12 protein-coding genes are annotated in these 14057 nt (G+C 67.8%); 4 read left to right on the top strand and 8 right to left on the bottom strand.

The genetic code is table 11. The features are described 5' to 3' along the window. From VFM98_RS17585 to uvrB, 4 genes are all read right to left on the bottom strand, one after another. Positions 1 to 1074, bottom strand: a 1074-nt coding sequence (locus VFM98_RS17585) for an IscS subfamily cysteine desulfurase (RefSeq protein ID WP_325111199.1), incomplete at its 3' end; no start/stop codon positions are given. A gap of 25 nt (positions 1075 to 1099) precedes the next feature. Further along, positions 1100 to 1633 (bottom strand): Fe-S cluster assembly transcriptional regulator IscR, encoded by a 534-nt coding sequence (gene iscR / locus VFM98_RS17590; protein ID WP_325111200.1) that lies wholly within the window; start codon positions 1631 to 1633, stop codon positions 1100 to 1102. 219 nt (positions 1634 to 1852) lie between these two features. Beyond that, positions 1853 to 2347 (bottom strand): low molecular weight protein-tyrosine-phosphatase, encoded by a 495-nt coding sequence (locus tag VFM98_RS17595; RefSeq protein WP_325111201.1) that lies wholly within the window; start codon positions 2345 to 2347, stop codon positions 1853 to 1855. A 7-nt stretch (positions 2348 to 2354) separates the two neighbouring features. Continuing rightward, complete coding sequence (gene uvrB, locus VFM98_RS17600) at positions 2355 to 4454, bottom strand: excinuclease ABC subunit UvrB (RefSeq protein ID WP_325111202.1); 2100 nt, start codon at positions 4452 to 4454, stop codon at positions 2355 to 2357. Positions 4455 to 4548: 94 nt separating this feature from the next. Between uvrB and VFM98_RS17605 the strand changes: the two genes are divergently transcribed. The 4 genes from VFM98_RS17605 to VFM98_RS17620 all read left to right on the top strand — a co-directional run bounded on the left by VFM98_RS17605 (position 4549) and on the right by VFM98_RS17620 (position 10379). After that, positions 4549 to 5745 (top strand): amino acid aminotransferase, encoded by a 1197-nt coding sequence (locus tag VFM98_RS17605; protein WP_325111203.1) that lies wholly within the window; start codon positions 4549 to 4551, stop codon positions 5743 to 5745. A 257-nt stretch (positions 5746 to 6002) separates the two neighbouring features. Beyond that, complete coding sequence (locus VFM98_RS17610) at positions 6003 to 7397, top strand: polyhydroxyalkanoate depolymerase (RefSeq protein WP_325111204.1); 1395 nt, start codon at positions 6003 to 6005, stop codon at positions 7395 to 7397. Beyond that, positions 7394 to 8047: an electron transport complex subunit RsxB gene (gene rsxB, locus VFM98_RS17615; RefSeq protein ID WP_325111205.1), complete on the top strand. Its 654-nt coding sequence runs from the start codon at positions 7394 to 7396 to the stop codon at positions 8045 to 8047. Before VFM98_RS17610 ends, rsxB begins: the two co-directional genes overlap by 4 nt. A 202-nt stretch (positions 8048 to 8249) precedes the next feature. After that, positions 8250 to 10379, top strand: coding sequence for a TonB-dependent siderophore receptor (locus VFM98_RS17620; RefSeq protein WP_325111206.1), 2130 nt, complete (start codon positions 8250 to 8252; stop codon positions 10377 to 10379). Here the strand turns inward: VFM98_RS17620 and VFM98_RS17625 are convergent, their stop codons facing one another. The 4 genes from VFM98_RS17625 to VFM98_RS17640 all read right to left on the bottom strand — a co-directional run. After that, positions 10380 to 10820, bottom strand: coding sequence for a CBS domain-containing protein (locus VFM98_RS17625; RefSeq protein ID WP_325111207.1), 441 nt, complete (start codon positions 10818 to 10820; stop codon positions 10380 to 10382). Positions 10821 to 10876: 56 nt separating this feature from the next. Beyond that, positions 10877 to 11932 (bottom strand): 2-oxoacid:ferredoxin oxidoreductase subunit beta, encoded by a 1056-nt coding sequence (locus VFM98_RS17630; protein ID WP_325111208.1) that lies wholly within the window; start codon positions 11930 to 11932, stop codon positions 10877 to 10879. Then, positions 11929 to 13752 carry a 2-oxoacid:acceptor oxidoreductase subunit alpha gene (locus VFM98_RS17635; protein WP_325111209.1) on the bottom strand — a complete coding sequence of 608 codons (1824 nt, stop codon included), beginning with the start codon at positions 13750 to 13752 and terminating at the stop codon, positions 11929 to 11931. Before VFM98_RS17635 ends, VFM98_RS17630 begins: the two co-directional genes overlap by 4 nt. Next, a partial coding sequence (locus tag VFM98_RS17640) for an NADH-quinone oxidoreductase subunit I (protein WP_325111210.1) occupies positions 13749 to 14057 on the bottom strand: 309 nt, incomplete at its 5' end. The genes VFM98_RS17635 and VFM98_RS17640, both read right to left, overlap by 4 nt.

A 14057-nucleotide genomic window follows, 5' to 3' on the forward strand; every position in this document is an offset into this window, starting at 1 on the left:
CGTCATGCGCAGGCTGCTGTGGGCCAGTTCGTCGCTGCGGCCCAGGGCGCGCAGCACGTAGCTTGGCTCGAGCGAGGCGGACGTGCAGGCGGAGCCCGAAGAAACCGCGATGCCCTTGATGCCCATGATCAGCGACTCGCCTTCGACGAAGTTGAAGCTGATGTTCAGGTTGTGCGGCACCCGGTGTTCCAGGTTGCCGTTGATGAACACCTGCTCGATCTCCGTCAGGCCGTTCAGCAGCCGCTGCTGCAGCTTGCGCGCGTGCGCCACGTCCTTCTGCATCTCTTCCTTCGCGATGCGGAAGGCCTCGCCCATGCCCACGATCTGGTGGGTGGGCAGCGTGCCGGAGCGCATGCCGCGCTCGTGGCCGCCGCCGTGCATCTGCGCTTCCAGGCGCACGCGCGGCTTGCGGCGCACGTAGAGGGCGCCGATGCCCTTGGGCCCGTAGGTCTTGTGCGAAGCCAGGCTCATCAGGTCGACCGGCAGCTTCGAGACGTCGATCTCCGTCTTGCCGGTGGCCTGCGCGGCGTCGACGTGGAACACGACGCCCTTCTCGCGGCAGATCGCGCCGATGGCGGCGATGTCCTGGATCACGCCGATCTCGTTGTTGACGAACATCACCGAGGCCAGGATCGTGTCCGGCCGGACCGCGGCCTTGAACTTCTCCAGGTCCAGCATGCCGTCTTCCTGCACGTCGAGGTAGGTCACCTCGAAGCCCTGGCGCTCCAGCTCGCGCGTGGTGTCGAGCACGGCCTTGTGCTCGGTCTTCACCGTGATCAGGTGCTTGCCACGCGTCTTGTAGAAGTGCGCGGCGCCCTTGATCGCGAGGTTGTCGGATTCGGTGGCGCCCGAGGTCCACACGATCTCGCGCGGATCGGCCCCGATCAGGTCCGCCACCTGCTGGCGGGCCTTCTCGACGGCCTCCTCGGCCTCCCAGCCCCACGCATGGCTGCGCGAAGCCGGGTTGCCGAAGTGCTCGCGCAACCAGGGAATCATGGCGTCGACCACGCGCGGATCGACCGGCGTCGTCGCGCCGTAGTCCATGTAGATCGGAAAGTGCGGCGTCATGTCCATTTCTTGCGGGTCCGTCGTGCTGTTCTTATTGCTTCGCGAAGGAGTTGCCCAGCGCGAACACCGAGTTCGGCGCGTTCACGCGGATGGGCTTGACCACGGGGGCGCTGGAGATCGCCCGCTTGGTCTGCGGCTTGTCCTCGATCTGCACGCCCTTCGCGAGCTGGTCGTCCACCAGCTTCTGCAGCGTGATCGAGTCGAGGAATTCCACCATGCGCTGGTTGAGCGCCGCCCACAGCTCGTGCGTCATGCAGCGGCCGCCGTCGTTGCAGTTTTCCTTGCCGCCGCACTGGGTGGCATCGATCGGCTCGTCGACGGAGACGATGATGTCCGCCACCGTGATTTCGGACGCCTTGCGGCCGAGCGTGTAGCCGCCGCCCGGCCCGCGGGTGGATTCCACCAGCTCGTGCCGGCGCAGCTTGCCGAACAGCTGCTCGAGATAGGACAGCGAGATCTGCTGGCGCTGGCTGATCGCCGCCAGGGTGACGGGACCATTGTTCTGGCGCAGCGCCAGATCGATCATCGCGGTGACCGCAAAGCGGCCTTTGGTAGTGAGACGCATCGCTAGCTCCTTCCTGCTGGCTTGCTTGCCGTACCCTTGCGCAGCGCCCGCTGGCAGGGCCGTCTCCACCCAATGTTCCGGCTGTGTTGCGTATGCCGGCCCTCGGCCGGCGTTCGTGGACCGGCTGTTTTCTGAATATCCTGGGTTCCTGACTGTTTCCGTCAAGTATAACAGAAAACCCGCTTCCGAGCTCGGGTACTCAGGTTTTTCTGCGCTGCGTCAAACAGGCGGCAGATCGAGCTTGCGCTGCACGTGCTGGAGCAACCCGGCGCAGGCCGCCTCCACATGGTCCAGCACCTGCTCGAAGCCGTGTTCGCCGCCGTAGTAGGGATCGGGCACCACCTCGCCCAGGCCCTGCGGCGCGAACTCCATCAGGCGCTTGAGCTTGGCGCGGTGCCGGGGCGGGCAGGCATCCTCCAGCAGCTCGAGGTTCTCCCAGTCCATGGCGCAGATCAGGTCGAAGCGCTCGAAATCCAGCGCCTTCACCTGCCGGGCCCGCAGGTCGGCGAGGTCGTAGCCGCGCAGCGAGGCATGGTGGCAGCTGCGCTCGTCCGGCGGCGCGCCGACGTGGTAGTCGTGCGTGCCGGCGGAGTCGATGCGGATGCGGTCCTGCAGGCCAGCCTGGCGCACGAGGTGGCGGAACACGCCTTCGGCGGTGGGGCTGCGGCAGATGTTGCCCATGCAGACAAAGAGGACGCTGAAGCCGTGGTCCATGGCCGGTTCACTTGCGGATCGGTACCACGTTGTCGTGCACGCTGGCCCCGAACGCCTGCTCCTTGAGCAGCGCGAGCTGGTCGCGCACCCGCGCGGCCTTCTCGAACTCGAGGTTGCGGGCGTGCTCCAGCATCTGCTTTTCCAGCTGCTTGATGCGCTTGGAGATGTCCTTCTCGGACATGTCCTCCACCATCGCGCGCTGCAGCTCCTGCTTCTCCTGCTCCTTGCTGGCCTTCTCGCTGTAGACGCCGTCGATGAGGTCGCGCACCTGCTTCTGGATGCTGCGCGGCGTGATGCCGTGGGCCTCGTTGTGGGCGATCTGCCTGGCGCGGCGGCGCTCCGTCTCGCCGATGGCCTTCTTCATCGACTCCGTCATGTTGTCGGCGTACAGGATGGCCTTGCCGTTCAGGTTGCGCGCCGCCCGGCCGATGGTCTGGATCAGCGAGCGCTCGGCGCGCAGGAAGCCCTCCTTGTCGGCGTCGAGGATGGCGACCAGCGAGACCTCGGGGATGTCCAGGCCTTCGCGCAGCAGGTTGATGCCCACCAGCACGTCGAACTGCCCCAGCCGCAGGTCGCGGATGATCTCCACCCGCTCCACCGTGTCGACGTCGCTGTGCAGGTAGCGCACCTTGACGCCGTTGTCGCTCAGGTAGTCGGTGAGCTGTTCGGCCATGCGCTTGGTCAGCGTGGTGATCAGCACCCGCTCGTGCTTCTCCACCCGCAGGCGGATCTCCTGCAGCACGTCGTCGACCTGGTGGGTCGCCGGCCGCACTTCGACCTCAGGGTCGATCAGGCCGGTGGGGCGCACCAGCTGCTCCACCACCTGGCCGGCGTGGGTCTTCTCGTAGTCCGCCGGCGTGGCGGAGACGAAGACCACCTGGCGCATGCGGGCCTCGAATTCCTCGAAGCGCAGCGGCCGGTTGTCCAGCGCCGACGGCAGCCGGAAACCGTATTCCACCAGCGTGAGCTTGCGGGCGCGGTCGCCGTTGTACATGCCCCCGAGCTGGCCGATCATCTGGTGGCTCTCGTCCAGGAACATGATCGCGTCCTTGGGCAGGTAGTCGGTGAGCGTCGAGGGCGGCGCTCCCGGCGGCGAGCCGGAAAGGTGGCGCGTGTAGTTCTCGATGCCCTTGCAGTGCCCCAGCTCGGAGAGCATCTCCAGGTCGAAGCGGGTGCGCTGCTCCAGGCGCTGGGCCTCCACCAGCTTGCCTTCCGCGACGAAGAACTTCAGCCGTTCCTCCAGCTCCAGCTTGATCGATTCCACGGCCGAGAGCACCTTCTCGCGCGGCGTCACGTAGTGGCTGGAAGGGTAGACCGTGAAGCGCGGCACCTTCTGCCGGATGCGGCCGGTGAGCGGGTCGAACAGCTGCAGCGACTCGATCTCGTCGTCGAACAGCTCGATGCGGATCGCCAGTTCCGAGTGTTCGGCCGGGAAGATGTCGATCGTGTCGCCCCGCACGCGGAAGGTGCCGCGGGCGAAATCCTGCTCGTTGCGGTTGTACTGCATGCGAATCAGCTGCGAGATCACGTCGCGCTGGCCGATCCTGTCGCCCACCCGCATGATGAAGCGCATCTGCGTGTAGTCCTCGGGGGCGCCGATGCCGTAGATCGCGCTCACCGTCGCCACGATCACCGTGTCGCGCCGCTCCAGCACGCTCTTGGTGGCCGACAGCCGCATCTGCTCGATGTGCTCGTTGATCGAGCTGTCCTTCTCGATGAACAGGTCGCGCTGCGGGACGTAGGCCTCGGGCTGGTAGTAGTCGTAGTAGCTCACGAAGTACTCCACGGCGTTCTTCGGGAAGAACTCGCGGAATTCGCTATAGAGCTGCGCCGCCAGTGTCTTGTTGGGGGCGAACACGATGGCCGGCCGCCCGAGGCGGGCGATCACGTTGGCCATGGTGAAGGTCTTGCCGGAGCCCGTGACGCCCAGGAGCGTCTGGTACACCTCGCCGTCCTGCACGCCTTCGACCAGCTTCTCGATCGCCTGCGGCTGGTCGCCCGCCGGGGGATAGGGTTGGAACAGCTCGAACGGGGAGTCGGGAAACGTGACGAACGTGCCCTTTTTCTCCTGCTGCGGGGCCTCGCTGGCCTGGGGAATTGCGCTCATGCGGGTAAATACGGGGACGACCCCTTAAAATTGCGGGCAGCCGGCCAGAGTACATCAGGCCGGGCGTCTTTGCCACCGCATCCCAAGGAACCCCATGTCTCTCTTCAACGCCGTCGAAATGGCGCCCCGCGACCCGATCCTGGGCCTGACCGAGCAGTTCGTCGCCGACCCCAACCCGAAGAAGGTCAACCTCGGCGTGGGCGTCTACTACGACGACAACGGCAAGCTGCCGCTGCTGCAGTGCGTCCAGAAGGCGGAAGAGAAGATGATGGCGGCCCACGCCGCTCGCGGCTACCTGCCGATCGATGGCATCGCGGCGTATGACGCGGCGATCAAGTCGCTGGTATTTGGGGCCGATTCCGAGCTTGTCAAGGCCGGCCGGGTGGCCACCGTGCAGGCCCTGGGTGGCACCGGCGGCCTGAAGATCGGCGCCGACTTCCTGCACAAGCTGAACCCGAAGGCCAAGGTCCTGATCAGCGACCCGAGCTGGGAGAACCACCGGGGCATCTTCCGCGACGCCGGCTTCACGGTGGAGACCTACCCCTACTACGATGCCGACAAGCGCGGGATCAACTTCGACGGCATGCTGACCGCCCTGTCGACGGCCGAAGCCGGCACCGTCATCGTGCTGCACGCCTGCTGCCACAACCCCACCGGCTACGACCTCACCCCCGCCCAGTGGGACCAGGTGGTCGCGGCGGTGAAGGCGCGCAAGCTGGTGGCCTTCCTCGACATGGCCTACCAGGGCTTCGCCCAGGGCATCGCGGAAGACGGCCTGGCGGTGCAGAAGTTCGTGGCCTCCGGCGAGGACTTCTTCGTCTCGACCTCCTTCTCCAAGAGCCTGAGCCTGTACGGCGAGCGCGTGGGCGCGCTGTCGGTGCTGTGCCAGGACAAGGAGGAAGCCACGCGCGTGCTGTCGCAGCTGAAGATCGTGATCCGCACCAACTACAGCAACCCGCCCACCCACGGCGGCCAGGTGGCGGCCACCGTCCTCAACACGCCGGAACTGCGGGCCCTGTGGGAGGAGGAACTGGCCGCCATGCGGGTGCGCATCAAGCAGATGCGCACGGCGCTGGTCGAAAAGCTCAAGGCGGCCGGCGTGCAGCGCGATTTCAGCTTCATCGCCCAGCAGGTCGGCATGTTCAGCTACTCCGGCCTCACCAAGGAGCAGATGGTGCGGCTGCGGAACGAATTCGGCGTCTACGGTATCGACAGCGGCCGCATCTGCGTGGCGGCGCTGAACAGCAAGAACATCGACTACGTGGCGGAGTGCATCGCGAAAGTGGTGTAACCACCCTGCCCCCGGTCGTGCCCGCGGAGGCGGGGATTCAGAGCAAAGCCGCGCCACGCGCGGCTTTTCCCTTTCGACTTCCTGGGTTCCCGCCTGCGCGGAACGACGGGGTGCCCGGCATTCCTGACGCCTGTCCAACCCAGCCTTCCGCCAGCCTGACACACGGACGAAGTTTCCCCTCTCATCCGTAGTTGTCCTTTGTGCAGCCTTGCTCTGCGGCTGGTATATTGCACTGCAACAACCCCCACGGAGCCCCCATGCTCTACCAGATCTACGAGGCGCAGCGCTCCCTGATGGAGCCCTTCGCCGATTTCGCGCTGGCAGCGTCCAAGCTGTACAGCAATCCGCTCTCGCCCTTCGGCCAGAGCCCGTTCGCGCAGCGCCTGTCCGCCGGCTTCGACCTGATGTACCGCCTGGGCAAGGACTACGAGAAGCCCGAGTTCGGCATCCAGACCATCGACGTCGAGGGCGTCGAGATCGCGATCCAGGAGCGCGTCGAGGTCGACAAGCCCTTCTGCGAGCTGCGCCGCTTCAAGCGCTTCTCCGACCATCCGCACACGCTGGAGACGCTGCACGGCCAGCCGGCGGTGCTGATCGTGGCGCCGCTGTCGGGCCACTACGCCACCCTGCTGCGCGACACGGTGCGCTCCATGCTGCGCGACCACAAGGTCTACATCACCGACTGGCGCAATGCCCGCATGGTGCCGCTGGAAGCCGGCGAGTTCCACCTCGACGACTACGTCAACTACGTGCAGGAGTTCATCCGCCACCTGCAGGCGCGCTATGGCAACTGCCACGTGATCAGCGTGTGCCAGCCCACGGTGCCGGTCTTGGCGGCGGTGTCGCTCATGGCTTCGCGCGGCGAGACCACGCCGGTGACGATGACCATGATGGGCGGCCCGATCGATGCCCGCAAGTCGCCCACCGCCGTCAACAACCTGGCGATGAACAAGAGCTACGAGTGGTTCGAGACCAACGTGATCTACCGCGTGCCGCCGGGCTTCCCCGGCGAGGGCCGGCGCGTGTACCCGGGCTTCCTGCAGCACTCCGGCTTTGTCGCGATGAACCCGGACCGGCACCTCTCCAGCCACTACGACTACTTCAAGCACCTGATCGCCGGTGACGACGCGTCGGCGGAAGCGCACCGCCAGTTCTACGACGAGTACAACGCCGTCCTCGACATGGATGCCGACTACTACCTCGACACGATCCGCGTCGTGTTCCAGGAGTTCCGCCTCGTCGACGGCAGCTGGGACGTGCGCGCTCCCGACGGCACGCTGGAGCGCGTGCGCCCGCAGGACATCAAGACCACGGCGCACTTCACCATCGAGGGCGAGCTGGACGACATCTCCGGCGCCGGCCAGACCGAGGCCGCGCACGCCCTCTGCTACAACGTGCCCAAGGAGCGCCAGAAGCACCTGGAGGTGAAGGGCGCCGGCCACTACGGCATCTTCAGCGGCCGCCGCTGGCGCGAGATGGTGTACCCGCAGGTGCGCGACTTCATCGCGCGCTTCCACCACGCCGTGCCCCTGCCGCACGAAAGCCGCGGCGCCGCGTCGCCCGCCAGGGTGGCGGCCGAACGCCGCAGCACGGGCCGGGCGCGCAGCAGCGCCCCGCGCGCTTCGTCCCGCAAGCGCGCCGCCGGCCAGTGACGCCGCTGGCGGCGCGGCTGCACGCCGCCCTGCCGCAGACGCAGTGCACCCGCTGCGGCTATCCGGACTGCGCCGGGTACGCCGAGGCGATCGCGGCCGGCGAGGCGGGCATCAACCAGTGCCCGCCCGGCGGCGCCGAAGGCATCGCCCGGCTCGCGCAGATCGCGGGCCGGCCGGTGCTGCCCCTGAACCCCGCCAACGGCGTGGAGGGCCCGCGCACGCTGGCCGTCATCGACGAGAACTGGTGCATCGGCTGCACCCTCTGCCTCGACGCCTGCCCCACCGACGCGATCCTGGGCGGCAACAAGCGCATGCACACGGTGATCGAGCGCTACTGCACCGGCTGCGAACTGTGCGTGCCGGTGTGCCCGGTCGACTGCATCGCCCTGGAGAACGCGAGCGGCGCGCGCACCGGCTGGAGCGCGTGGTCGGAAGCGGACGCGCGCCAGGCGCTGCGCCGCTACGAGGAGCGCAAGCTGCGCCAGGCGCGCGCGGCGCAGGAGCACGCCGTGCGCCTGGAGGAGAAGGCCCGCGCCAAGCTGGCCGACCTGCCCGCCCACACCCACGGCGCCGAAGGCGACGAGCTCGCGCGCAAGAAGGCCATCATCGAAGCCGCCCTGGCCCGCGCCCGCGCGAAGCGGGGCTCGTAGGCTGGTGCTGAGCGCCTTGCCGAGGCGACAGCCGCGGCAAGGCCCGAAGCCCAGCGCTTGCGGCGTCGCACCGGTGCCACAATCCAGATGAGAGTAATTCTCATCTGTGCGATACTCCTGGACACCGATCCATCGTCAACCCCGGCAAGCCAGAGACGGCCTCCAGCCCCCAGCCAGCCGCAACCATCCAGGAGTCCATCCCATGGTGCGTGCCTTCCGGCTGCAGCCGTCCCTCGTCGCCGTCCTCGCGGCCTTCCACACCTTCGCCTTCGCCGAAACGACCCTGCGGACGGTCGACGTGCATGCGCAGCCCGAGCGCGCCGACGGGCCGGTGCAGGGCTACCGCGCCAGCCGCTCCTCCACCTTCACCAAGACCGACACCCCGCTGAAGGAGGTGCCGGCCTCGATCTCCGTCGTGCCGGCCACCCTGATGAAGGACCAGGCCATGCGCGGCATGGACGACGTGCTGCGCTACGTGCCGGGGGTCTCCGTGCACCAGGGCGAAGGCAACCGCGACCAGGTCGTGCTGCGCGGCAACAGCACCACGGCGGACTTCTTCGTCGACGGCGTGCGCGACGACGCCCAGATCTTCCGCGACCTCTACAACCTCGAGCGCGTCGAGGTGCTGAAGGGCCCCGGCGGCATGCTCTTCGGCCGCGGCGGCGCCGGCGGCGTGGTCAATCGCGTCACCAAGAAGCCGGTCTTCGGGCACGTGGGCGAGGCGAGCCTCACGGCCGGCAGCTTCGGCCAGCTGCGCGGCACCGTCGACCTCGGCGAAAAGGTCGGCGACAGGCTCGCATGGCGCCTCAACGCGATGGCCGAACACGCGGACAGCTTCCGCCACGGCGTGGACCTGCGGCGCGCGGCGATCAACCCGGTCGTGACCTGGGCCGCCGGCCCGGCCACGGCCGTCACGGTGGGATTCGAGCACGCGGAGGACTCGCGCACCGCCGACCGCGGCATCCCCTCGCGCGACGGCCGGCCCTTCGACACCGGGCGCGGCACCTTCTTCGGCAATGCGGACCAGAGCCGCGCCCGCAGCAGCGTCGATTCGCTCTACTCCATCGTCGACCACGAGCTGGGGAGCGGCCTCGCGCTGCGCAACACCTTCCGCGCCACGGTCTACGACAAGTTCTACCAGAACGTCTTCCCGGGCAGCGCCGTGAACGCGGCCGGCACGCTGGCCATCAACGCCTACAACAACGCCAACGACCGCACCAACATCTTCAACCAGACCGACCTCACGGCGAAGCTGCGCACCGGCAGCATCGAGCACACGCTGCTCACCGGCCTGGAGCTGGGCCACCAGGACAGCCGCAACCAGCGCCGCAGCGGCCTCTTCGGCAGCGCGGTGGGCAGCGTGACCGGCATCCCGGCCGACGACCCGGTCGCCGTTGCCACCGGGTTCGACTTCCGCGGCACCGACGCCAACAACCGCGTGAAGTCGGACATCCTCGGCCTCTACGCGCAGGACCAGATCGCGCTCACCGACAACTGGAAAGTGCTGGCGGGCCTGCGCTACGACGTGTTCAAGGTCGATTTCGACGACCGCCGCACCACCGTCACGCCGGCCGACCTGGAGCGCACCGACCGCGAATTCAGCCCGCGCCTGGGCCTGATCTGGACACCGGACGCGCGCTCGACCTACTACGTGAGCTACAGCTACTCCTTCCTGCCGGCGGGCGAGCAGCTCTCGCTGGCCACCGGCACCGCGGACCTGACGCCGGAGAAGTCCACCAACTACGAGATCGGCGCCCGCTGGGACCTGCTGCCGGCGCTGACGCTCTCCGCCGCGGTGTTCCGCCTCGACAAGGACGACGTGCGGGCCAAGGATCCCGCCGGCAGCGGCCTGTTCATCAAGACCGGGAAGCAGCGCACCGAAGGCGTGGAGATCGGGCTGCAAGGCCAGGTCACGCCGCGCTGGCAGGTGTACGGCGGCTACGCGCACCTCGACGCGAAGGTGGTGAAGGACCTCAACACCGGCACCGACCCGAACGGTGCCGCGATCCCCGCCGGCCGCCGCATCGCGCTGGTGCCGCGCAACATGGCGTCGCTGTGGAACCGCTACGAGATCGGCGGCGGCTGGGCGGCGGCGCTGGGCCTGATCCACCAGGGCGAATCGTTCGCCTCGATCAGCAACGCGGTGAAGCTGCCGGCCTACACGCGCGCCGACGCCGCGGTGTACTACACCTTCGCGGACGGCAGGACGCGGGTGGCGCTGAACGTGGAGAACCTCACCGACCGCAAGTACTACCCGACGGCCGATGGCGACAACAACATCTCGGTGGGCGCGCCGCGGATGGCGCGCGTGACGCTGACGACGCGCTTCTGATCAACCGAGCGCGTCGTTCACCTGCTCGTTGAACTCCGTCTGCGACAGCGCTGCATCCACCTCGCGGGGCAGCGCGTCGCGCACGGAGAACACGCCCATCACCTTGCGGTCGGCGCCGACGATGGGCAGGTGGCGGAAGCCGCGCTCGATCATCATCAGCACGGCGTCCGAGACCTTGGTCTGCGGCGTGACGCACAAGGGATTGGGCGTCATGATCTGCGCCAGCGTGGTCTGCTTGGGATCGAGCGCGCGCGACAGCACCCGGGTGGTGAGGTCGCGCTCGGTCACGATGCCCAGCAGCTTGTCGGGCGGCTCCATCACCAGCACGCTGCTGAAGTTGGCGCGCGTCATCGCACAGGCGGCCTCCCACACCGTGGCGTGGGAGGTGAGGCTCAGGATGACCCGCTTCGGGATGGACTGGAAAACGGTGCGTTCGGCCATGGCGACCCCCTTTCCCCTTTCAGGACCTGTCCCCTCTTTGTAAAGGGAAGTCATGCTCAACGCAACGACGCGTTGATCTTTTCGAGCACCGAAACGCCCGGACACAGCTCGCGCGCTTCCAGCGTGTTGAGCGGACGTGTCGTCGTGTTCAGTGCCGTGTGCAAATCGGTGGCCAGAGGGTCGACGTACAGCAGACCGGTGACAATCTCGCCCCGCGCCTGGTGCTCCTGCATGAAGGCCATCGCCGCCTGCCGGTCGGTGGGGTCGTAGTCCTGGTGCAGGCTGCGCAACCGCAGCAGGGTGCCGTCGTGCTGGCGCACGTCCACCGCCTCGCCCGGTGCCGCCTCGGCCGTGATCTCCGAGCGCGGCGAGACGAAGTCGATCCGGCTGACCGCCTCGTTGTGCTCGCGCACGTAGTCGTAGCTCTTGGTGCTGCCCGGGTGGTTGTTGAAGGCGATGCAGGGGCTGATCACGTCGATGAAGGCGGCGCCGCCGTGGCTCATCGCGCCTTTGATCAGCGGCACCAGCTGCGCCTTGTTGCCGGAGAAGCCGCGCGCCACGTAGGTCGCGCCGAGCTGCAGGGCCATGCCGACCAGGTCCACCGGGCTGTCGCTGTTGATCACGCCCTTCTTGCTCTTGGAGCCGGCGTCCGCCGTGGCCGAGAACTGGCCCTTGGTGAGCCCGTAGACGCCGTTGTTCTCCACGATGTAGGCCATCCGCACCCCGCGCCGCATCGCATGCGCGAACTGGCCGAGGCCGATGGAGGCCGAATCGCCGTCCCCGGAGACGCCCAGGTACAGCAACTCGCGGTTGGCGAGGTTGGCGCCCGTCAGCACCGAAGGCATGCGCCCGTGCACGGTGTTGAAGCCGTGCGAGGCGCCGAGGAAGTAGTCGGGCGTCTTCGAGCTGCAGCCGATGCCGGACAGCTTGGCCACCCGGTGCGGCTCGATGTCCAGCTCCCAGCAGGCCTGGATGATCGCGGCGGAGATCGAGTCGTGGCCGCAGCCGGCGCACAGCGTCGAGATCTTGCCTTCGTAGTCGCGCCGCGTGTAGCCGACGCGGTTCTTCTCCAGCGTCGGGTGGTGCAGCGGCGGCTTCGCGATGTAGGTCATGCCACGTTCTCCCTTTGTTCCTGCACTTGCGCGGTGATGGCCTGGGTGATGAAGCGGGCCGTGATCGGCGTGCCGTCGTAGTGCACCACCTTCACGAGCCGCGCAGGGTCGACTTCCAGCTCGTTGACGAGCAGCGAGCGCATCTGGCCGTCGCGGTTCTGCTCGACCACGAACACCTGGTCGTGCGAGGCGATGAATTCGGCCACGCTGTCCGGGAAGGGGAAAGCGCGCAGGCGCATGGCATCGAGCGCGATGCCCTCGGCCGCCAGCACCTCCAGCGCCTCCAGCATCGCCGGGCTGGTGGAGCCGTAGTAGATGACGCCCAGCCGCGCCTTGCGGGCCGCGCGCCGCACCACCGGCTGCGGCACCAGCAGCGCCGCGGTGCGGAACTTGCGCAGCAGCCGCTCCATGTTGTAGATGTAGTCCGGCCCGCGCTCGGAGTAGCGCGCGTACGGGTCGCGCGTGGTGCCGCGGGTGAAGTAGGAGCCCTTGGTCGGGTGCGTGCCCGGCAGCGTGCGCCAGGGAATGCCGTCGCCGTCGACATCCTTGTAGCGGCCGAAGTCCTTGCCGGCCTCCAGGTCCTCGTGCGTCATGACCTTGCCGCGGTCGTACTCCTGGCCTTCCTGCCAATCGAACGGATTGCACAGGCGCTGGTTCATGCCGATGTCGAGGTCGGTCATCACGAACACGGGCGTCTGCAGGCGGTCCGCCAGGTCCAGCGCCTTGGCCGTGTGCTCGAAGCACTCGTGCGGGTCTTCCGGCAGCAGCAGCACGTGCTTGGTGTCGCCGTGCGAGGCGTAGGCGCAGGACAGGATGTCGGCCTGCTGGGTGCGCGTGGGCATGCCGGTGGAGGGGCCACCGCGCTGCACGTTGACGATGGTCACCGGGATCTCGGCGAACTGCGCCAGGCCGATGAACTCGGTCATCAGCGAGACGCCCGGCCCCGAGGTGGCCGTGTAGGCACGCGCGCCGTTCCAGCCGGCGCCCACCACCATGCCGATGGAGGCCAGTTCGTCCTCCGCCTGCACGATCGCATAGTTGTGCTGGCCGGTTTCCTTGTCGACCCGCATCTTGCTGCAGTACTTCTGGAACGCCTCTGCCACCGAGGAGGAAGGCGTGATCGGGTACCACGCCATCACCGAGGCACCGCCGTACACCGCGCCCAGCGCGCAGGCGCTGTTGCCGTCCACGAAGATGCGCTTGCCCACGCGGTCGGAGCGCCGCACGCGGATGCCCAGCGGGTAGTTCAGGTGCTCCTCGGCGAACTCGCGCCCGAGGTGCAGGGCCTGCACGTTGGAGGACAGCAGCCTCTCCTTGCCCTTGTACTGCTCGCCGAACAGCTTCTCGATCTCCTTCGGGTCGATCTCCAGCAGCACCGACAGCGCGCCCACGTAGACGATGTTCTTGAACAGCTGGCGCTGGCGCGGATCGTCGTAGACGGCGTTGCAGATCTCCGTGAGCGGCATGCCGATCACGTGCACGTCGTCGCGGAACTTCGAGGGCGGCAGCGGGCGCGTGTTGTCGTAGAACAGGTAGCCGCCGGGCGAGAGTTCCGCCACGTCGGCGTCCCAGGTCTGCGGGTTCATGGCGACCATCATGTCGACGCCGCCGCGCCGGCCCAGCCAGCCCTTTTCCGTGACCCGCACCTCGTACCAGGTCGGCAGGCCCTGGATGTTGCTCGGGAAGATGTTGCGCGGGCTCACGGGCACGCCCATGCGCAGGATCGATTTCGCGAACAGCTCGTTGGCCGAGGCGGAGCCCGACCCGTTGACGTTGGCGAACTTGACGACGAAGTCGTTGACGGCCTCGATGCGGTTCATGCCGCGACCTCCTCGATTTGCGCGACCTTGCGGGCGCTGCCGGCCAGCGCCGTGTTGAACCTGAACTTCTGCATGTCCCAGGCCCCGGTGGGGCAGCGCTCGGCGCACAGGCCGCAGTGCAGGCACACGTCCTCGTCCTTCACCATCAGGCGCCCGGTCTTCAGCTGGCCGGACACGTACAGGTCCTGCGCCAGGTTGAGCGCCGGCGCCTTCAGGCGCTGCCGCACCTCGGCCTCCTCGCCATCGGGCGTGAAGGTGATGCAATCCATCGGGCAGATGTCGACGCAGGCGTCGCATTCGATGCA

This window comes from Ramlibacter sp., assembly GCF_035706265.1.
In the GTDB taxonomy this organism is placed as follows: domain Bacteria; phylum Pseudomonadota; class Gammaproteobacteria; order Burkholderiales; family Burkholderiaceae_C; genus Ramlibacter.